Origin of the sequence: Microbispora sitophila, assembly GCF_014892245.1 — a bacterium.
GTDB classification, from domain to species: Bacteria; Actinomycetota; Actinomycetes; order Streptosporangiales; family Streptosporangiaceae; genus Microbispora; species Microbispora siamensis.
In genome coordinates this window covers 360,724-378,940 of sequence record NZ_JADBGC010000005.1, presented here as the reverse complement: position 1 = coordinate 378,940, position 18,217 = coordinate 360,724, and the positions used below count along the sequence as shown (strand labels likewise).

Genomic DNA, 18,217 nt, shown 5'->3' with positions numbered 1-18,217 from the left:
CCGTCGCCGACGCGATGGGCTCACCGGCATGGCCGGTCGGCTCACGCCGGCGCCGCGCGGTCCAGGATCGCCTCCAGGTCGAGGCCGGAGGGCAGCGTCCCGAAGGCGCGCCCCCAGTCGCCGGACAGGCGCGACGCGCAGAACGCGTCGGCGACCGCGGCGGGGGCGTGCCGTACGAGCAGGGACGCCTGGAGGACCAGCGTCATCTCCTCGGCCACCCGGCGCGCGTCGGCCTCTCCCGCCGAGGCGAGCCTCTTCAGCACCCGCTCGGCCGCGTCGGCGACCCTCCTGTCCTGGGCCAGCGCCACCTCGGAGAAGAACGCTTCGACCGCCTCCGGCTCCCTGGCCATCACCCGCATCAGGTCGAGGGCGGCCACGTTGCCCGAGCCCTCCCAGATGCCGTTCAGCGGCGACTCCCGGAACAGCCGGGGCATCTGCGACTCCTCGACGTACCCGTTGCCGCCGAGGCACTCCAGCGCCTCGGCCGCGTGCACCGGGGCCCGCTTGCACACCCAGTATTTGCCGGCGGCGAGGGCGGCCCGGCGGAACAGGCCCTCGGCCGCGTCGCCCCCGATGGCCCGGTCGGTCGCCCCGGCCAGGCGCATCATGAGCGTGGTCGCCGCCTCGGACTCCAGCGCCAGGTCGGCGAGCACCGAGCGCATCAGCGGCTGCTCGGCCAGCGTCCGGCCGAACGCCTTGCGGTGGCGGGCGTGGTGGAGCGCCTGCGTCAGCCCGTACCGCATGCCGGCGGCCGAGCCGATCACGCAGTCGAGCCTGGTCATGTTCACCATCTCGATGATCGTCCGGACGCCCCTGCCCTCCTCGCCGACGAGGTAGGCGACCGCGCCCTCGTACTCGACCTCGGCCGAGGCGTTCGACCGGTTGCCGAGCTTGTCCTTGAGCCGCATCAGGCGCACCGCGTTGCGGGTGCCGTCGGGCAGCACGCGGGGGAGCAGGAAGCACGACAGCCCGCCCGGGGCCTGGGCCAGCACCAGGAACACGTCGCACATCGGGGCGGAGTTGAACCACTTGTGGCCGGTCAGGGCGAAGCTCCCATCGCCCAGCGGCTCGGCCCTGGTGGTGTTGGCCCGCACGTCGGAGCCGCCCTGCTTCTCGGTCATGGCCATCCCGGCCAGCACGCCGCGCTTGTCCTGCGGCGGGCGCAGCCCGAAGTCGTACGTGCGGGAGGCCAGCAGCGGCTCCCACTCCGCCCGCAGCGACGGCGAGTGCCGCAGCGCGGCCACGGCGGCGTACGTCATGGAGATCGGGCAGCCGTGCCCGGCCTCGACCTGCGACCAGGTGAAGAACTTGGCGGCCCTGGCGACGTGCGCGCCCGGCCGGGCCGACGTCCAGGGCGCGGCGTGCGCGCCGCTCTCGACCGCGACCGTCATGAGCTCGTGCCAGGCCGGGTGGAACTCGACCTCGTCGATCCTGTTGCCGTACCGGTCGTGGGTGCGCAGGACGGGCGGGTGCTCGTTGGCCAGCCGCCCCCACTCCTGCGCCTTCGCCGAACCGGCCAGCAGTCCGAGCTGGTGCAGTTCCCCGGTCGCCCAGTCCGCCCCCTCCCTGGCGAGCCCCTCCAGCAGCGCCGGGTCGGCCGAGACGTCGTGGCCGGTCAGCGGGGGCACCTGGTTGGTCACGTCGTGGGTCACTGGGTCCTCCTGTGGTCGATGCCGGGACTCGTCCATACCGGGACGTCCACGATGCCGGGACTCCATCTCAACATTTCCGGCGGCCGGGACAAACACCGGGCGGGAGATCCGGTCAGGCGCCCGAGATCTCCAGGCCGAGCTCCTGGGCCGCCTCCAGGGCGAGGTCGCGGGCGTAGTCCTGGTCGGCGCGCGCCTCGCACAGCACCCGGTGGACGCCCTCGATCGCCCGCCGGTCCCCGCGCCCGGCCAGGCCCCGCGCGGCCTCGGCCACCGTCGTCAGATCGCGGTCCGTCAGCCGGGTGACCAGCGCGTCTCTGATGGCGGCGGTGTCGGCGGGCAGCCCCGCGATGCCCATCGTCGCCCAGTCGCGCACCTCGTCGTCGGCGCACTGGCTCAGCCGGATCAGCGTGGTCAGTCCGTCCTCGTCGTCCGGGGGCAGGACCGCGGCGAGCGCGATGGGGTCGTGGACCGTCGGCTCCCGGCCCGGGCTGTTGACGATCTTCAGCACCTCGGGGAGCGCCCGTTCGTCGGCCTGGTGGCCGAAGGCGTGCAGGAGCGCCTCGACGACCGCGGGCTCGGTCTCGTGCCGGGCCATGTCGCGCAGGATCTCCAGGATGCGGTCCCGGTAGGGGTCGTGCCCCGCACCCAGGGACACGGCCCCCTGGCCGATCCCCGCCTCCTTTCCGAGCCCCGCCTCCTGGCCGAATTCCGCGAGCACGTCGACGCCGAACTCCCGCTCCACCGGGTCGTCGCTCTCGCACAGCCGGGCCAGAGCCAGGAACGTCTCCTCGTCGTGGCGGGACTGGAGCGCGTGCACGGCCGCCCACCACGTCTCGTCGTCCTCGTCCAGGTCGCGGTAGGGCAGCACGCGCCTGAGCAGCACGTCCGCGGACGGCCGCAGGCCGAGAGCCGCCTCCAGGACCGTCGCGATGGCGGCGTGCCCGTGCTGGCGGATGATCGAGTAGCCGCCGCCGGCGCCGCGCGCCTCGACCGTGACGCTCCGGGTGCCGTCCGGAGCGGAGCCGTGGGCGACCAGCACCGTGTGCTCGCCCTCCACCCTCGCGGAGACCTCCTCGCGCAACACGGCTTCGAGATCCACCGTCGCCAGCCGCGCGGCGATCTCCAGCGGGGTCGCGCCGTCCCAGCCCGGCGCGGACGGGTCGGCGCCGTGCTCCAGCAGGGACCAGACGATCCCGTACGCCCCGAAGATCGTGGCCAGTGTCAGCGGGGTGTCGCCGTCGTCGTCGGCCCGGCCGGGATCGGCCCCGGCGTCGAGCAGGATGTCGGCCGACTCAAGGTTGCCGTTGGCCGCGGCCCACAGCAGGGCCGTCCAGCCGCCCTCCTCCGCCGCGTCGGGGTCGGCGCCGCCGTCGAGCAGCGCCTGCACGGTCTCGGCGTGGTCCCAGCACGCCGCCGCGCAGAGCGGAAGGCCCTCCTCGTGCCCCCCGCTCGGCTGGTCCGGGTCGGCGCCGTACTCCAGGAGCAGCCTGACGATGTCATGGTGACCGCCGACGGCCGCCCGATAAAGCGGCGTCGTCCCCTGAGCGGGGTTCACGGCGGTGTCCGGGTGCAGCATCGCCGCCACCCGCGCGACGTCCCCTCCCGCTATCGCCTCCAGCAACCTGCTGCGGGTCACGATTCCATGCTCACACAGCCCCTTTCCGGCCTCGTCCGCAGGGATCGTCTCGCAGGATCGTTCCCAGGATCGTTCCCAGGGAGGAGGGAGAGCGGGGCCGGCCGGGATACGGTGAAGGGCGTGAATGATCCGGGTGGTATGCGGGCATCCGACGCCGAACGCGAGTCCGTGGTGGAACGGCTGCGCGTGGCGTCCGCGGAGGGGCGGCTGACCCTCGGGGAACTGACCGAGCGGACCGAGGCCGCCTATCTGGCGCAGACCCACGGCGAGCTCGCCCAGATCACCGCCGACCTGCCGGGTGCCGCCCCCGCCCCGGCACCCGCCCCTGCGGCGCCGGCCGCCCCGCAGGGCAGGATGCGCAAGTGGATCGTGGCGGTGATGGGCGACGCCAAGAGGACCGGCACGTGGCGGATCGACGACGGCATCGGCGCGGTCTGCGTCATGGGCGACGTGGTCCTCGACCTGCGCCAGGCGGAGGTGCGCGGGCGTGAGGTGGACATCGTCGCCACGTGCGTGATGGGCGACGTGAAGATCATCGTGCCGGACGGCGTCGACGTCGAGCTCTCCGGCGTCACGATCATGGGGGACAAGAAGGTCCAGGTGGTCGAGGCCCCCCGCGGCCAGTCCGCCCCCGTCGTCAAGGTCACGGCGTACGTGCTGATGGGCGACGTGAAGATCATCGGCGACTCCCGGGCCGAGCCGATCAAGCGCGGCTGGTTCGCCTGGAGCGAGTGGTGGCAGGAGCGCCGCCGGCGGCCGGGCTACGGCGGATACGAGGTCCCCGACCGCCGCCACCACGGCCTGCACTGAGCCCCCTGCACTGAGCCCCCCTGCACTGAGCCCCCCTGCACTGAGCCCCCCTGCACTGAGCCGGTCCGCACCGCCCCGCCGCGAAACCGGATGGCCGTACGAGGCAACGGCGGGACGCTCCCAGGGCGTAGTCATCGGTGACCGTTCACCGAGGGATCACCGAGAACCTGGGGGCCGCACATGCGCGACCGGGCCGACTTCGAGCGCTACGTCCAACAGCGCTCGGACCGACTGCTGCGGACGGCCTACCTGCTCTGCCGCGACTGGGCCACCGCCGAGGACCTGCTCCAGACGGCGCTGGCCAAGGCGTGGCTGGCCTGGCGCAGGGTCGGCGAGAACCCCGACCCGTACGTCTACCGCATCCTGGCCAACACCCACGCCTCCTGGTGGCGCAGGCGCTGGCGGGGCGAGCGGCCGACCGACGTGCTGCCGGAACCGGCCGTCGGCGACTCCGCCGACCTGCTCGGCTCCCGCGAGGCCGTACGGCAGGCCCTCACCTGCCTGCCGCCGAAACAGCGCGCGGTGATCGTGCTGCGTTACTTCGCCGACCTGGGTGACGTGCAGATCGCGGAGATCCTCGGCTGCTCGGTCGCCACCGTGCGGAGCCAGGCGAGCAGGGCGCTGGCCAGGCTGCGCGTCCATTCCGCCGCCCGCTCCGCGATGAGCCTGGAGGGCTGACATGACGATGACCGACAGCGATCTGCGTGACCTGCTCGCCCGGCACGCCGCCGAGGTGAGGGGCGCGGGCGTCACCCTGGCCGACGTCGACCGGCGGGTGCGGCGCATCCGGCGCCGTCGCGGCGCCGCGGGGGCGGTGCTGGCCGCCGGCCTGGCCGCCGCGGTGCTGGTGGCGACCGCGCCGCGTACGGTCACGATCGCACCCGGCGACGGCCCGGACACCGCGGCCATGGCCGGCCCTTCGCTGACTCCGGGGGTGTCGTACCTCGCGGGGCAGCGGGTGTTCCTCGAAAAGGAGATCGATACGGGCGGGCGCGTCCTGCGGTTCCCCTACACGGGCATCAGCGAGTCGGTGAACGTGCAGGTCGACTGCCGCGAGCCGTCGTACGCGTTCGTCTGGCTCAACGGCCGACTGGAGACGCAGGGCGTCTGCGGCGTCCAGAGCGACCAGGTCGATCACCTGATCTCGTGGATCGACGAGTCCGGCAGGGATCTGAAGGGATACAACGAGGTGGACGTCGCGCTGGTGCCGGTCCAGCGGGTGGCGGCGGACCGTGACCCGGGCGCGCCGATTCCCACGCTCGGCGAGCGGGAGGTCGAGCGGCTCGTCGGCGAGACCGGCGAGTATCGCACCAGCGCCAGGGTGACGATCCGGGAGGCGTGGCTGGTGGGCGTGGCGCCGACGCCCATCAACTGTGACAGGGACATCGTGATCCGCAAGCCGAACGGGCAGGAGATCCTGTCGTCGGCGTGCGAGCAGCCCACCGAGAAGCCGCCATTCCCGAAGGGCTAGGTCGTCATGCGCCAATCCTGGCGCCGCGTGCCCCGGGGGCCGCCCTCGCTGTATCGACTCCGACATAGCCGCCAATTGCCGCCATTCATTCAAACTCTCAGTAATTGATTGAACACATTCAGTAACGTCGCAGCCATGCCTGGTATCGATCACGAAATACCGATCGAGCTCATCCGCAACCGGCCGGAGACCGCGATCGAGCTTCTGCGCTGCGTGACCGGGATGCAGATCCCGCCCTTCGTCGCCGTTCGCGTCGAGGCTGCCGACTGCACCCAGCCGGGACCGATCGAACACCGCGCCGACTCGGTGGTGGTCGTGCGGGACGAGACCGGAACGGCGCTCCTGGCCGTGATCGTGGAGGTGCAGCTCGGACGGGATGTCGCCAAGAGGTTCAGCTGGCCGGTCTACGTCACGACGTTGCGATCGCAGCACAAGTGCGACACGGCGCTGCTAGTCATCTGTCCGGACCGGTCGATGGCCCGCTGGCGCGAGCAGGCGATCCGACTGGGCCCGAACGGCGTCATCGCTCCACTGGCGATCCATCCTGGCCGCATGCCCCTGATCACCGACCCTGAGCAGGCCCGCGCCTGCCCCGAACTCGCGGTGCTGTCGGCCGTGGCACACCCCGACGAGGCCGAGAGCGAGCATGTGCTGGAGGCGATGCTGGCGGGGCTGACCACCCTGGATGAGGATCGGGCCAGAGTATATTTGAACTACGTGTTCGGCTCGCTACCTGCTGTGACCGTCAAGCGTCTGGAGGAGTTGGTGACCACCATTCAGGACTTCGCCTAGCCTCGGCCGCACCGTCAGGCGGCCGCGGAGGCGGCGCGTACGGCCTGGGCGTGGCGTTCGAGCAGGAGAGCGACCAGTTCGGGGGCGGGGCCGAGGACGTCTGCCACGGCGTGCGCCCCGGCCTCCAGGGTGTCGCGCTCCACGGCGTCGGCGAAGTAGCCGGGGGCCAGCAGGTAAGGCGCCACCACGACCTTCGGGGCGCCCGCGCGCGTCAGCCGTACGACCTCGTCCCGGGGCCTGGGCGCGGCGGCCGAGGCGTAGGCGGCGGTGACCGACCACCAGGGGCGGGTGCGTGCCCACTCGCGGGCGACGGCGGCGATCGTCGCGTTCGCCCGGCGGTCGCTGGAGCCGGCCGAGACGAGCACCACGGCGGTGTCCGGGTCGCCGATCTCCACACCGGCCTCGGCGAGGCGGCGTTCGAGGGCCTGGACGAGCAGCGGGTGCGGGCCGAGCGTGGGGCCGCAGACGGCCCGCAGCAGCGGCGTGCGTCCGGCCGCCTCCCGCAGCGCCGCCGGGATGTCCACCCGGCTGTGGTAGGCGGCGGTGAGCAGCAGGGGAAGCACGACGGCCTCGTCCAGCCCCGACAGCGCCTGCGGCAGCGACGGCGTGGCGTGGTCGAGATAGGCGGCGCGGACGTCCAGGCCGGGCCGCGCCCGCCGTACGCCGTCGAGCAGCGCCTCCACGGTCGCGGCGGCGCGCGGGTCGCGGGACCCGTGCGCCACCGCGATCAGCGGCGCGCCTGCGTGCGGGACGGTCGTCACAGGTGGATGCCGCACTCGATCTTGCCGAGGCCGGCCCAGCGGCCGCTGCGCGGGTCCTCGCCCGGCGCCACCCGGCGGGTGCAGGGTGCGCAGCCGATCGAGGGGTAGTCGTCGTAGTGCAGCGGGTTGATCAGGACGCCGTTGTCGGCGATGTAGTTGTCCACGTCCTCCTGGGTCCACCGGGCGATGGGGTTGATCTTCACCATCTGCCGCTTGGCGTCCCACTCCACGACCTTGGTGTTCGCCCTGGTGGGCGACTCATCGCGGCGGATGCCCGACACCCAGGCGAGGTACGGCTCGAGCGCCCGGTTCAGCGGCTCGACCTTGCGCAGGTAGCAGCACAGGTCGGGGTTGCGCCCGTACAGGCGCGGCCCCAGGTCGCGGTCCTGCTCCTCGACGGTCCTGGACGGCTTCACGTTGATCACGTTGACCTGGTAGACCGCCTCGACCGCGTCCCGCGTGCCGATGGTCTCGGCGAAGTGGTAGCCGGTGTCGATGAACAGCACGTCGACACCGGGCTTGACCCTGCTGACCAGGTCGATCAGCAGGGCGTCGCTCATCGACGAGGTGAGACAGAGGCGGTCGCCGAAGGTGGCCGCGGCCCAACGGATGATCTCCCGGGCGGGCGCGTCCTCAAGGAAGCGCGCCGCGGACTCCACGATTCCCTGGAGGTCCAGCGTCACCCGCTGCCGCTCCAGCCCTGCCTCTATCTCCGCCACCGACATCGCTACTCCTCACACGTCGTTCATTGGTTCATCGGATCATTGGATGAAAAGCCTTCGGGGATCACGAACGCACGCCGAGGCCGAGGAATTTCACCCGGAAGGCGCGGGCGCAGGATCTGCAGTACCATCCGTGGCTCTCCTCCTCGGTCACGTAGGGCTCCAGGTCCTCCTCGCCGCAGTACGGGCAGTAGAACGGCGCCGCCCTCTCGGTGCTCATTTGCTCGCTCCGCTCGCTGGCCTCGGGCGCTTTCCAGGTGGCGTCTTCCGTCGTCGCTCACGAGCGCTCGTTCCTCGCACTCGCTCGCTCCTCAGTCCAGACGCCACCGCGCCCTCGGTGGTCACTTGAGGTCGGTTTCGTCGGCGCGCTGGACCCATTCGGCGAAGGTCTCGCCGTCGTTCTTCTGCTTCTCGAAGTTGCGCACGACCCGCTCCACGTAGTCGGGCAGCTCCTCGGCCGTGGCCTTGAGCCCGCGGACCTTCCGGCCGAAGCTCGGGTTGAGCCCGACCGAGCCGCCCAGGTGGACCTGGTAGCCCTCGACCTGCTCGCCCTTGTCGTTGACCACGAGCTGGCCCTTCAGGCCGATGTCGGCGACCTGGATGCGGGCGCAGGAGTTGGGGCAGCCGTTGACGTTGATGGTCAGCGGCTCGGCGAAGTCCGGCAGTCGCCGCTCCAGCTCGTCGATCAGTGCTGACGCGGTCGCCTTGGTCTCGACGATCGCGAGCTTGCAGTACTCGATGCCGGTGCAGGCCATCGTCTGACGGCGGAAGGTGGACGGGTTGACCCGCAGGTCGACCGCCTCAAGCTCCGACACGATCGACTCCACCTTGTCCGGGGCGACGTCGAGGATGACCATCTTCTGCTCGACCGTCGTGTGGACCCGGGCGGACCCGTGCCGCTCGGCGATGTCGGCGATGCGGTGCAGGGTGTCGCCGTCCAGCCGGCCCACCCGGGGGGCGAAGCCGACGTAGAAGTTGCCGTCCCGCTGCGGGTGGACGCCCACGTGGTCGCGTCGGCCGCTGCGCGGCGTCTGCGGGGCCGGGCCGTCCGGCAGGGCGTACTTGAGGTACTCGGTCTCAAGGACCTGGCGGAACTTCTCCGCGCCCCAGTCGTTGACAAGGAACTTGATCCGCGCCCGGTGCCGCAGGCGGCGGTAGCCGTAGTCGCGGAAGATCCCCGCCACCCCGGCCCACACCTCGTGGACCTGCTCGGGCCGGACGAACGCGCCGAGCCGCTTGGCGAACATCGGATTGGTCGACAGGCCGCCGCCCACCCAGACGTCGAAGCCGCGCTCGCCCTGCTCGTTCACCACGCCGACGAACGCGACGTCGTTGATCTCATGGACCGTGCAGTGGGCCGGGCAGCCGCTGACCGCGGTCTTGAACTTGCGCGGCAGGTTCGAGAACGCCTTGTCCCCGATGTACCGGTCGTAGATCTCGCGGATCTGTTCCGTGCCGTCGATCACCTCGTCGGCGTCGATCCCGGCCAGAGGGCAGCCCAGAATGACACGAGGGGTGTCGCCGCACGCCTCGGTGGTCGACAGGCCGACCGCCTCCAGCCGCCGCCAGATGTCCGGGACGGACTCGATCGCGATCCAGTGGAGCTGGATATTCTGGCGGTCGGTGACGTCGGCGGTGCCCCTGGCGTACTCGTTGGAGATGTCGGCGATCACCCGGAGCTGCTCCAGGCTGAGCCGGCCGCCGTCGATGCGGACGCGCAGCATGAAGTAGCGGTCGTCCAGCTCCTCGGGCTCCAGGATCGCGGTCTTGCCGCCGTCGATGCCGGGCTTGCGCTGGGTGTACAGGCCGAACCAGCGGAAGCGGCCGCGCAGGTCGGCGGGGTCGATGGAGTCGAAGCCGCGCTTGGAGTAGATGTCGATGATCCGCTGGCGGACGTTCAGCCCGTCGTCGGCCTTCTTGTTCTCCTCGTTCTTGTTCAGCGGCTCACGGTAACCGAGAGCCCACTGACCTTCGCCGCGCGGGCGCTTGTGGTGGCGATTCGCCGGGCGGGCCGGGGTGCTCATGGGCACACGTCCTTCTCCGAGGCTCGGTCTGAGATCGGGTTTCGGCGGACGCCGGCGCAGGCGGCCTCTCACCTCGCCGTCGAGTGTGAGGGCATACGAAAAAGACGCCTGGCCGAGCGCCCGGATGGATCAGCGGAGGGCGACGGTCAGCCGGCGTCGATACAGATCGCGCTACGGACACGCAGGAGATCGACGTGGCGTCGCACGACGAGCAACGGGTCCGCTGGCATGTCCCAAACGATACCTCTGAGATCCTGGATGTCCAAGTTCGTGTCCAGGATGCGGGATTGTGACGGCAATGTGACGCGGGGTCGTCAGCCCTTGCGGACCCAGTTCTCCGGCGGCTCGGCCTCGTGCTCCCTCTCGGACGGATCCTGATGCTGGCAGTCGCACCAGGATCCGCCGCGGCAGTCCTCGTGCCGGTGCTCCCTGCACGCTGGGCAGATCATGTCTCCATTGTTCACCGCCCGTCACGGACAGATGACACGGGTACGCGTACAACGGTTCGTGAGGGGTTCTCGCGAGCAGCACGCCGGGGCCCCTATTCTGGGCGGCGACAATCCGCCCGCAGGCCACGTACTAACCGCCGCGGCAGCGGGTAGAGCGCAGTTCTCATGACCGGTTGGGTGCCATGACCTCCACGGACGCGCCGTCGCGCAGGCCGCGGCGCCTCACGCGCAAGGGTATGGCGCTGGCCCGCGCGCGTGTCACGTGGCTGCGCGAGACGAACGTCTGGGCCCTGGTCAAGGCGACCACGATGGCGGGCGTCAACTACCGGGTGACCGGCCTCGCGGGTGAGGCGGCGTTCTTCGCGCTGCTGTCGCTGCCGCCGTTCGTGCTCGGGCTGCTCGGCGTCATGGGCCACCTGAGCGGGCTGCTCGGCCCGGCCGCCATCGGCGAGATCAGGCGCTGGGTCGTGGACCAGTCCGAGCTGCTGTTCACCGACAACACCGTCCAGCGGGTCGTCAAGCCGCTGCTCGCCGACGTGCTGAGCGGCGGCCAGGTCTCGCTGATCTCCGTCGGCTTCCTGCTGTCGCTGTGGTCGGGCTCGCGGGCCCTGTTCGTCTACGTGGACCTGATATCCATCGCGTACGGCCTTGGGGAGACCCGGGGGATCATCCGCACCCGGGTCCTGTCGTTCGGCCTGTATCTCGCCGCGCTGCTGATCGGGCTGGTCGTCATGCCGATCCTGGTCATCGGGCCCACCCTGATGTCCACCGCCCTGCCCAGGTACGCCGTGCTCGTGACGATCCTCTACTGGCCCGTGCTCGTGATCGGCTCGGTGCTGATGCTCACGCTGCTCTACCACGTGAGCGTGCCGCACCGCACGCGCTGGTGGCGCGAGGTTCCGGGGGCCGTGCTGGCGCTGGTGATCTGGATCGTGTGCGCCGCGTTCCTGCGCGAGGTGCTGGCGGCCTGGTTCACCCCGCTGTCGATCTACGGCTCGCTCGCGGCGCCGATCGCCGTGCTGCTGTGGCTCTACATCACCGCGCTGGCCGTGCTCATCGGGGCGACGCTGAACGCGGAGGTGGACCGGCTGTGGCCGCTGGGCGGCGCCACCCGGCACGAGCACCATCACCGCAAGTCCGGTAAGGACTGATCCATCCCGGTAGCGGGGGAAGGCTGCGCGCCGGGTCCAGGCTCTTCGCCGACCTGCCCGTTTCGCCGGAGTGAGGGGGCGTCCCGCTCCGATAAAGTGGGGACGTCGCGACTGGCGCTGACGTGCTCCTGTGGCGCGTCACTAGGTGGGGCACCACCGGGGAGCGAATTCGCGGAGGCCGTGCGCCTGGGTCGCCGCCGCCGTCGACGTGGAGAAGGAAGGCGCCATGGCTGAGAACTCGCTGAACGCCGTCGATCCCGAGATCGCCGAACTGATCAGGGCGGAGGAGCGGCGGCAGGCCGACACCGTCAAGCTGATCGCGTCCGAGAACTACGTGTCCAGAGCCGTCCTGGAGGCGACCGGGACCGTTCTCACCAACAAGTACTCCGAGGGCTACCCGGGCAAGCGCTACTACGAGGGCCAGCAGGTCATCGACAAGATCGAGACGCTGGCGATCGAGCGGGCCAAGTCGGTCTTCGGCGTGGGCCACGCCAACGTCCAGCCCTACTCGGGCTCGCCCGCCAACCTCGCCGTCTACCTGGCGTTCCTGAACCCGGGCGACACCGTGCTCGGCATGGGCCTGCCGTTCGGCGGCCACCTCACCCACGGCTGGTCGGTGTCCGCCACCGGCAAGTGGTTCAACTCGGTCCGGTACGGCGTGCGCCGCGACACCGGCCGCATCGACATGGACGAGGTGCGCGCGCTGGCGCTCGAGCACCGGCCCAAGCTGATCTTCTGCGGCGGCACCGCGATCCCGCGCACGATCGACTTCCCGGCCTTCGCCGAGGTCGCCAAGGAGGTCGGCGCGGTGCTGGCGGCCGACATCGCCCACATCGCGGGCCTCGTCGCCGGCGGCGCCCACCCCTCGCCGGTCGGGCACGCGGACGTGATCTCCACGACCACCCACAAGACCCTGCGCGGCCCGCGCGGCGCGATGCTCATGGCGAACTCCGACGAGGTCGCCAAGGCGCTCGACAAGGCCGTCTTCCCCGGCCTGCAGGGCGGCCCGCACAACCACACCACCGCCGCCATCGCCGTCGCTCTGCACGAGGCCGCCCAGCCGGAGTTCAAGGCGTACGCCGCGCAGATCGTGAAGAACGCCCAGGCGCTCGCCGACGAGTTGCTCGCCCGCGGGTTCGACCTGGTCTCCGGTGGCACCGACAACCACCTGATCCTGATGGACCTCACGTCCAAGGGTGTCGGCGGCAAGCCGGCCGCGCAGGCCCTCGACCGGGCGGGCCTGGAGACCAACTACAACACCGTGCCCTTCGATCCGCGCAAGCCGTTCGACCCGTCGGGCATCCGCATCGGCACGCCGTCGGTCACCTCGCGCGGGATGGGCGAGGCCGAGATGCGCCAGATCGCCGCGTGGATGGACGAGGTCGTCACCGCCGTGGCCAAGGGCGACGCGGAGGACGTGATCGCCCGGGTGCACGGCGAGGTCACCGAGCTGACGAGCCGGTTCCCCGCGCCCGGCCTGTCCTGATCTCCGGAAGCGAGCGACGGCTCCCAGCGGCCTCACGAGGTCGCGGGGAGCCGTTTTCGTTCCGCCCGTGATTCCGTACGGCCGGTCGCGCGGATGAGATTTGAATTTATTCGGTTGCGCGGGGCCGCGGGGGTGCTGCTAACGTTCTCCCGTCGCCGCCACCGGGCGGCCAGGACCAGGGAGGTGAGGACTATGCGGGTCTTTCTGACGACCATGCCGTCCGTCAACTCCCGGGTGCCCGCCTAGTCTCTTCTCGCTGGGACACCCGGTTTCCGAAGGGTGTTCACCAGCAGTGTTCAACGATCTTTCTCTTCTCGGCTGGCACGACGGGCTCGCGGAGCAGCTCCCCGACCTGCCCGGCGGCGCCGTTCCCGCGCGCGTGGCGCGGGTCGACCGGGGCGCCGCCGAGGTCATCGCCGCCGACGGAACCCACCAGGCGCGGTTCGGCGCCCGCGTACGCAGGGCCGCGGCGGCAGACCCGCTCGCGCTTCCGTGCGTGGGCGACTGGGTCGCGCTCACCCGGCTCAGTGAGGGCCGCTACGAGCTGGCCGAGGTGCTGCCCCGCCGTACGGCCTTCGTCCGGGGTGGCGTGAGCCGCGACTCGCGCGGAGGGCTGTCGGGCGACGGCCAGGGCCAGGTCCTGGCCGCCAACGTCGACGTGGTCTTCGTGGCCGAGCCGTCCATGCACGCCACGGACTTCGCGGATCTCGGCAGGATCGAGCGCCTCGTGGCGCTCGCCTGGGAGAGCGGCGCCCGGCCGGTCGTGCTCGTCACCAAGGCCGACCTCTTCGATCAGGGACTGGACGATCTCCTCGCCGACGTCGCGGCGGCGGCGCCCGGCGTCGACGTCCACCCGGTCTGCTCGCTCACCGGCGACGGGGTGGACCTGGTGCGCGCCCACCTCGGCCCCTGCGGGACCGCGGTGGTCCTCGGCCCGTCGGGCGCGGGCAAATCCACGCTCGTCAACGCCCTCGCCGGCGCGGAGGTCATGGAGACCCAGCAGGTCAGGGCCGCCGACGGGCGGGGCAGGCACACCACCGTCCACCGGCAGCTCATCCCGCTGCCCGGCGGGGGGCTCGTCATCGACACCCCCGGCATCCGCCGGGTCGGTCTGTACGAGATGAGCGAGGGCGTCGACCTGGTCTTCTCGGACATCGAGGAGCTGGCCGGGAACTGCCGGTTCTCCGACTGCCGGCACCGCGAGGAGCCGGGCTGCGCGGTGCTGGCGGCGGTCGAGTCGGGCGAACTGCCCGAGCGGCGGCTGGAGAGCTGGAACAGGCTCCAGCGCGAGGCCGCCTGGATGGCCCGCCGCACCGACGCCAGGCTGCGCGCCGAGGAGACCCGCAAGTGGAAGACGATCCACAAGCAGATGAGGGGCATGAGCCGCCCGTAGGGTCGGGTGTCTCCCGTCCCGGACGGGTATGACCGGGGCGTGAAGACGATGCGGGTGCGGCTGCCGTACGCCGACCGCGCCGAGGCGGGGGCGCTGCTCGCCGAGATCCTGTGGGACATGAGCCCGCGGAATCCGGTGGTGCTCGCCCTGCCGCGCGGCGGCGTGGCGGTGGCCGCGCCGATCGCGGAGCGGCTTCGCGCCCCCCTCGACGTGCTGGTGACCCGGAAGATCGGGCATCCGGCCCGGCCCGAGCTCGGGGTCGGCGCGATCGCGGAGGGCGGGCGGCCCGTGTTCGACTCCGAGATGCTCGACCGGCTCGGCCTGGAGCCGGAGGACGTGGCGGAGGTGACCGGCAGCGAGCGGCGTGAGCTGGCCAGGCGGGTGCGGGTCTACCGGGGAGATCGGCCGCTACCGGAGCTCCACGGCCGCGACGTGATCGTGGTGGACGACGGCCTGGCGACCGGAGGGACGGCGCGCGCGGCGCTGCGGGCCGTACGGACGATCCAGGCGGGGCGGGGCCGGGTGACGCTGGCGGTGCCGGTCGCCGATCCGGAGACGGCGGAGGCGATGCGGGGCGAGGCGGACGAGGTCGTCGTGCCGGCCACGCCGGAGAACTTCCGCGCGGTGGGCCAGTGGTATCGGCGGTTCGACCAGCTCACCGATGACGACGTGCTGGGCCTGCTGGCCGGGGCGGGGTGTGGAGGGGCGGATGAGACCTGAAGGGCGCTCCGCGTGCTCCGTCGCCCGGATCGGGGGACGGGACGCGAAGCGCCCAGCGGTGACGCGTGTCGGGGAAAGGGGGAAACGCTCAGGCGACGGCGCTGATGCCGGCGCTGGCGGCGCGGCGCATACGACGGCGACGCTCGGACGCGCGCTCGTCCTCGTTGAGGCCGCCCCACGTGCCGTACTTCTCCGGACGGGAGAGCGCGTAGTCGAGGCACTCCGCTCGCACAGGACACTGAGCGCAGATGGCCTTGGCCTTGCGCTCCCGGATGTCGCGCTCGGGCTGACGCTCGCCGTCAGGACCGAAGAACAGCACCAGGTCCTCTCCCCGGCACGCGGCATCATCCTGCCAACCCCAGCTGGGGCGCGGGCGGGCGAGCTGCCGACGTACCTGAGACATGAGAAACCACCTTTGGTGAGAGGTATTTCAGTGTTTGTGCCGCATTGGACGCTTGTGGCGTCCCTTGTGCCAACGCCGGGATAGGCCGTGGTGTTCCCGGCTCCGGGGAGGAGCCCTCAGGTCAATACCGGCGTGAGCTCGCTCAGCTCGGCCAACCTGTAGGTCGGGATTCCGTCGGCGCAGGTCATCCCGCACGGTGCCGTGAACACCGTGGGTTCGACCACGACCCGAAATCGCGACGTCCCACGCTCCGTCGTGCGCCGCACGACGCAGATCGTGGTGTCGTCAACCGACCGGGAGGATTCCACGGCCACCCCGCCGACCGAGAGCTCGCCGGTATGCGCCCGGACGAAGTGCTCGGCGGCCTGCAGTGGCTCAGGGATACCCGCGCGTCCCCGGAAACGGTCGAGGACGACCTCGCCGTGCCGGTACGCGTTTGCCGCCGCGATCGCAGCAGCCTGAGACATGCTGCCGTAGTAAAGCCCGTGTGGCAAGCATACGAGGTTGGCGGCGTATCGATCGCCGCCGACATGTGTGGTTTCCCACACTTCGCCGGGCAGGTTCTCGTCGAGGGACCGCGCCAGCGGGAGCCCCAGACGCGCACAGCACGCGTTGTGCCTGCCGTGCGTGCAGACCAGGTACATCGGCTCGCTCACCAGTATGCAGGACTTCGGAACCACTCCGTGCACGAGAGCGCCCAGGTCAAGATCGTCGGGGCGCTCCACGAAGCCCTCGGCCAGCCATGGATCGTCCACCGCCGACGCGGCGACGTAGACGTGCAGGGGGCCCGTGAGGGCCCCGCGGCGGCCGGGCCGGCGGATCAGCTGCGGCCGGATGTCAAGAGCCCTGGCACGGGAGATCAGCCGGTGGACGTCGTCGGGCAGCCGGCACTCCTCCAGCTCGGCGGCCCAGGGCCCCGCGTGCTCGATGAGCAGCCAGAACCGGCCCTTCTTGGTCGCGCTCGCCAGGATCGGCGCCCCACCCGTGTGGCAGGCGGCGGGGTGCTCGCACCCGTTGGCCATCCGGTCCCCGTCCTTCACTCGCGTTTCTTAGGTAAGACTAACCTTAACCAATCGAGTCGGAGGTCGCGGGGGCGGGGACGTAAATCGACGTTAAATCCGTAAATGTCCGGATGCTGCCCGTGTATGCATCCCGGGCGCGAGGGCGGGCGCCGGTCAGGAATAGGCCAGGGCGGCCTCGGCGGCGGGGAGGGCAGCCGCCCGGTCCTCGGGCACCAGGCCGATCCTGGTCCGCCGGTCCAGCAGGTCGCCGGCGTCCAGGGCGCCCTCGTGGCGGACGGCCCACACCAGTTCGGCCCGGGTGATCCCCAGCGCCACCGGTTCGGCCAGGGCCGGATCCGCGCGCATCAGGTCGCGCACCGCCCAGGCCTCCGAGCCGTACCTGCGGGCCAGCCGCCCGGGCGTGTCCGGCCGCACCGGTCCGGCCCCGACGAGGGGCAGTCGCGCCGTACGGCTCGCGCGGGCGTGCGGACAGGCGGCGTTGACGGCGTCCTCGGCCATCCGCCGATACGTGGTGAGCTTCCCGCCCACGACCGTCACGACGCCGTCCGGCGAGCGCAGCACGGCGTGGCGGCGGGACAGGTCGGCCGTCCGGCCGTCGGGGGAGGCCGGTGCGTCGCCCGCGTCGGCCGTGTCTGCCGTGTCGACCAGGGGCCGCAGCCCGGCGAAGGCGCCGGCGACGTCCGCGCGGGACAGCGGCCGGTCCAGCGCCGTCCCGACGACCTCGAGCAGGAACGCGACGTCGCTCTCGGGAGCCTCGGGGACGTCCGGGATCGGGCCGTCGAGCGGCTCGTCGGTCAGCCCCGCGTAGACCCGCCCGTCGGCCTGGGGGAGCACCAGCGCGAATCGGGCGCGCTCGCCGGGGATCGGCACGTGCAGCCCCGCGCGCAGCGCGCCGAGGGCGCCGGGGCGCAGGACGAGGTGCGTGCCCCGCGAGGGACGCAGCGCCACCGACGGCGTCAGCTCTCCGGCCCACACGCCGGTCGCGTTGATCACCGCACGGGCCCGGATGTCGAACTCGTCGCCGGTCAGCTCGTCGCGCACCCGGGCGCCGTCCCCGGCGAGCGCCAGCGCCCGGCACCGGGTGAGGATCCGCGCGCCGTGGGCGGCGGCCGTACGCGCCAGCGCCACGACCAGGCGGGCGTCGTCCACCACCCGGCCGTCCCACGACAGCAGCGCCCCGCGCAGGCCGTCCGCGCGCAGCGACGGGGCGAGCGCGAGCGCCCGGTCCGGCGCGAGCCGGGACGGGCCGGGCAGCAGGCGCCGCGGCGTGCCCGCGGCGGCCCGCAGCGCGTCGCCCAGGCGGTAGCCGGCCATGAGGGTCGCGGCCTGACCCCGGGGGACGTCCGGCGTCAGCGGCAGCAGGTACGGATGGGCGGCGACCAGATGGGGCGCGGTGAAGCGCAGCAGGGCGTCGCGCTCCACCGCGCTCTCCCACGCCACGCCGACCTGCCCGCTCGCCAGGTAGCGCAGCCCGCCGTGGATCAGCTTCGAGCTCCACCGGGAGGTGCCGAACGCCAGGTCGTGAGCGTCCACGGCGGCCACCGACAGCCCGCGTGAGGCGGCGTCGAGCGCGGCTCCGGCGCCCGTCGCCCCCAGGCCGACCACGAGCACGTCCACGACGTCCGTACGCGCCTCGTCGAGGTCCCACCGGCGCCTGGCCGCGTTCAGTGAGGAGTTCATGTCCCCTCCACTACTTGCGCATTACTCTTGAGTAACCTACCTGGA

Annotated in this window: 18 protein-coding genes and 1 riboswitch; of the genes, 8 read left to right on the top strand and 10 right to left on the bottom strand. The window is 71.8% G+C overall.

Going from position 1 to position 18,217, the window contains the following annotated elements; genetic code table 11:
- Positions 1–41 precede the first annotated feature (41 nt).
- On the bottom strand, positions 42–1,688 hold the full coding sequence (locus tag IL992_RS11845) for an isovaleryl-CoA dehydrogenase (protein ID WP_193203360.1): 1,647 nt from the start codon (positions 1,686–1,688) through the stop codon (positions 42–44).
- A 76-nt stretch (positions 1,689–1,764) separates the two neighbouring features.
- Positions 1,765–3,288 carry an ankyrin repeat domain-containing protein gene (locus IL992_RS11840; RefSeq protein WP_319018493.1) on the bottom strand — a complete coding sequence of 508 codons (1,524 nt, stop codon included), beginning with the start codon at positions 3,286–3,288 and terminating at the stop codon, positions 1,765–1,767.
- Between the two features lie 138 nt (positions 3,289–3,426).
- On the opposite strand from IL992_RS11840, the gene IL992_RS11835 reads away from it, so the two are divergent.
- The 4 genes from IL992_RS11835 to IL992_RS11820 all read left to right on the top strand — a co-directional run bounded on the left by IL992_RS11835 (position 3,427) and on the right by IL992_RS11820 (position 6,361).
- Positions 3,427–4,098, top strand: coding sequence for a DUF1707 SHOCT-like domain-containing protein (locus IL992_RS11835; RefSeq protein ID WP_226872724.1), 672 nt, complete (start codon positions 3,427–3,429; stop codon positions 4,096–4,098).
- A gap of 180 nt (positions 4,099–4,278) precedes the next feature.
- A complete protein-coding gene (locus IL992_RS11830; protein ID WP_193203358.1) occupies positions 4,279–4,776 on the top strand; it encodes a SigE family RNA polymerase sigma factor in 498 nt (165 codons plus the stop codon).
- Position 4,777: 1 nt separating this feature from the next.
- Positions 4,778–5,569, top strand: a complete 792-nt coding sequence (locus tag IL992_RS11825) for a hypothetical protein (protein ID WP_193203357.1) — start codon at positions 4,778–4,780, stop codon at positions 5,567–5,569.
- Between the two features lie 108 nt (positions 5,570–5,677).
- Entirely contained in the window at positions 5,678–6,361 is a 684-nt protein-coding gene (locus IL992_RS11820; RefSeq protein WP_193203356.1) for a hypothetical protein, read from the top strand.
- Between the two features lie 14 nt (positions 6,362–6,375).
- On the opposite strand, the gene IL992_RS11815 is transcribed toward IL992_RS11820, so the two are convergent.
- The 5 genes from IL992_RS11815 to IL992_RS48910 form a co-directional block, all read right to left on the bottom strand.
- On the bottom strand, positions 6,376–7,122 hold the full coding sequence (locus IL992_RS11815) for a sirohydrochlorin chelatase (RefSeq protein ID WP_193203355.1): 747 nt from the start codon (positions 7,120–7,122) through the stop codon (positions 6,376–6,378).
- The gene (locus tag IL992_RS11810; RefSeq protein WP_079314141.1) at positions 7,119–7,847 is read right to left on the bottom strand and encodes a phosphoadenylyl-sulfate reductase; all 729 of its coding nucleotides are present in this window, start codon (positions 7,845–7,847) and stop codon (positions 7,119–7,121) included. Before IL992_RS11810 ends, IL992_RS11815 begins: the two co-directional genes overlap by 4 nt.
- A gap of 61 nt (positions 7,848–7,908) precedes the next feature.
- Positions 7,909–8,064 carry an Insertion element protein gene (locus IL992_RS11805; RefSeq protein ID WP_142563833.1) on the bottom strand — a complete coding sequence of 52 codons (156 nt, stop codon included), beginning with the start codon at positions 8,062–8,064 and terminating at the stop codon, positions 7,909–7,911.
- A gap of 121 nt (positions 8,065–8,185) precedes the next feature.
- Positions 8,186–9,868, bottom strand: coding sequence for a nitrite/sulfite reductase (locus IL992_RS11800; protein ID WP_193203354.1), 1,683 nt, complete (start codon positions 9,866–9,868; stop codon positions 8,186–8,188).
- Positions 9,869–10,014: 146 nt separating this feature from the next.
- Positions 10,015–10,098, bottom strand: coding sequence for a putative leader peptide (locus tag IL992_RS48910; protein ID WP_357054749.1), 84 nt, complete (start codon positions 10,096–10,098; stop codon positions 10,015–10,017).
- Positions 10,099–10,499: 401 nt separating this feature from the next.
- On the opposite strand from IL992_RS48910, the gene IL992_RS11795 reads away from it, so the two are divergent.
- The 4 genes from IL992_RS11795 to IL992_RS11780 all read left to right on the top strand — a co-directional run bounded on the left by IL992_RS11795 (position 10,500) and on the right by IL992_RS11780 (position 15,067).
- Positions 10,500–11,468 (top strand): YihY/virulence factor BrkB family protein, encoded by a 969-nt coding sequence (locus IL992_RS11795; protein WP_226872723.1) that lies wholly within the window; start codon positions 10,500–10,502, stop codon positions 11,466–11,468.
- A 97-nt stretch (positions 11,469–11,565) separates the two neighbouring features.
- Positions 11,566–11,667: riboswitch (ZMP/ZTP riboswitch) on the top strand.
- A 9-nt stretch (positions 11,668–11,676) separates the two neighbouring features.
- A complete protein-coding gene (gene glyA / locus IL992_RS11790; protein ID WP_449843666.1) occupies positions 11,677–12,954 on the top strand; it encodes a serine hydroxymethyltransferase in 1,278 nt (425 codons plus the stop codon).
- A 292-nt stretch (positions 12,955–13,246) separates the two neighbouring features.
- Positions 13,247–14,347, top strand: coding sequence for a ribosome small subunit-dependent GTPase A (gene rsgA / locus IL992_RS11785; RefSeq protein ID WP_193203352.1), 1,101 nt, complete (start codon positions 13,247–13,249; stop codon positions 14,345–14,347).
- A gap of 48 nt (positions 14,348–14,395) precedes the next feature.
- Positions 14,396–15,067, top strand: coding sequence for a phosphoribosyltransferase (locus IL992_RS11780; RefSeq protein ID WP_193203442.1), 672 nt, complete (start codon positions 14,396–14,398; stop codon positions 15,065–15,067).
- Between the two features lie 88 nt (positions 15,068–15,155).
- Here IL992_RS11780 and IL992_RS11775 read toward each other — a convergent pair whose 3' ends face one another.
- The 3 genes from IL992_RS11775 to IL992_RS11765 all read right to left on the bottom strand — a co-directional run bounded on the left by IL992_RS11775 (position 15,156) and on the right by IL992_RS11765 (position 18,172).
- Positions 15,156–15,470: a WhiB family transcriptional regulator gene (locus IL992_RS11775; RefSeq protein WP_076434697.1), complete on the bottom strand. Its 315-nt coding sequence runs from the start codon at positions 15,468–15,470 to the stop codon at positions 15,156–15,158.
- 116 nt (positions 15,471–15,586) lie between these two features.
- Positions 15,587–16,510, bottom strand: coding sequence for a sucrase ferredoxin (locus IL992_RS11770; protein WP_319018492.1), 924 nt, complete (start codon positions 16,508–16,510; stop codon positions 15,587–15,589).
- A gap of 135 nt (positions 16,511–16,645) precedes the next feature.
- Positions 16,646–18,172 (bottom strand): glycerol-3-phosphate dehydrogenase/oxidase, encoded by a 1,527-nt coding sequence (locus IL992_RS11765; RefSeq protein WP_193203351.1) that lies wholly within the window; start codon positions 18,170–18,172, stop codon positions 16,646–16,648.
- Positions 18,173–18,217: the final 45 nt, after the last annotated feature.

Bases quoted from the DNA above. Each gene is read 5' to 3' on its own strand.
- IL992_RS48910 (WP_357054749.1), bottom strand. From the start codon at position 10,098: ATGCCAGCGGACCCGTTGCTCGTCGTGCGACGCCACGTCGATCTCCTG.
- IL992_RS11810 (WP_079314141.1), bottom strand. From the start codon at position 7,847: ATGTCGGTGGCGGAGATAGAGGCAGGGCTGGAGCGGCAGCGGGTGACG.
- IL992_RS11830 (WP_193203358.1), top strand. From the start codon at position 4,279: ATGCGCGACCGGGCCGACTTCGAGCGCTACGTCCAACAGCGCTCGGAC.
- IL992_RS11835 (WP_226872724.1), top strand. From the start codon at position 3,427: ATGCGGGCATCCGACGCCGAACGCGAGTCCGTGGTGGAACGGCTGCGC.
- IL992_RS11805 (WP_142563833.1), bottom strand. From the start codon at position 8,064: ATGAGCACCGAGAGGGCGGCGCCGTTCTACTGCCCGTACTGCGGCGAG.
- IL992_RS11800 (WP_193203354.1), bottom strand. From the start codon at position 9,868: ATGAGCACCCCGGCCCGCCCGGCGAATCGCCACCACAAGCGCCCGCGC.
- IL992_RS11775 (WP_076434697.1), bottom strand. From the start codon at position 15,470: ATGTCTCAGGTACGTCGGCAGCTCGCCCGCCCGCGCCCCAGCTGGGGT.
- IL992_RS11765 (WP_193203351.1), bottom strand. From the start codon at position 18,172: ATGAACTCCTCACTGAACGCGGCCAGGCGCCGGTGGGACCTCGACGAG.
- IL992_RS11845 (WP_193203360.1), bottom strand. From the start codon at position 1,688: ATGGACGAGTCCCGGCATCGACCACAGGAGGACCCAGTGACCCACGAC.
- IL992_RS11780 (WP_193203442.1), top strand. From the start codon at position 14,396: ATGCGGGTGCGGCTGCCGTACGCCGACCGCGCCGAGGCGGGGGCGCTG.
- IL992_RS11795 (WP_226872723.1), top strand. From the start codon at position 10,500: ATGACCTCCACGGACGCGCCGTCGCGCAGGCCGCGGCGCCTCACGCGC.
- IL992_RS11825 (WP_193203357.1), top strand. From the start codon at position 4,778: ATGACGATGACCGACAGCGATCTGCGTGACCTGCTCGCCCGGCACGCC.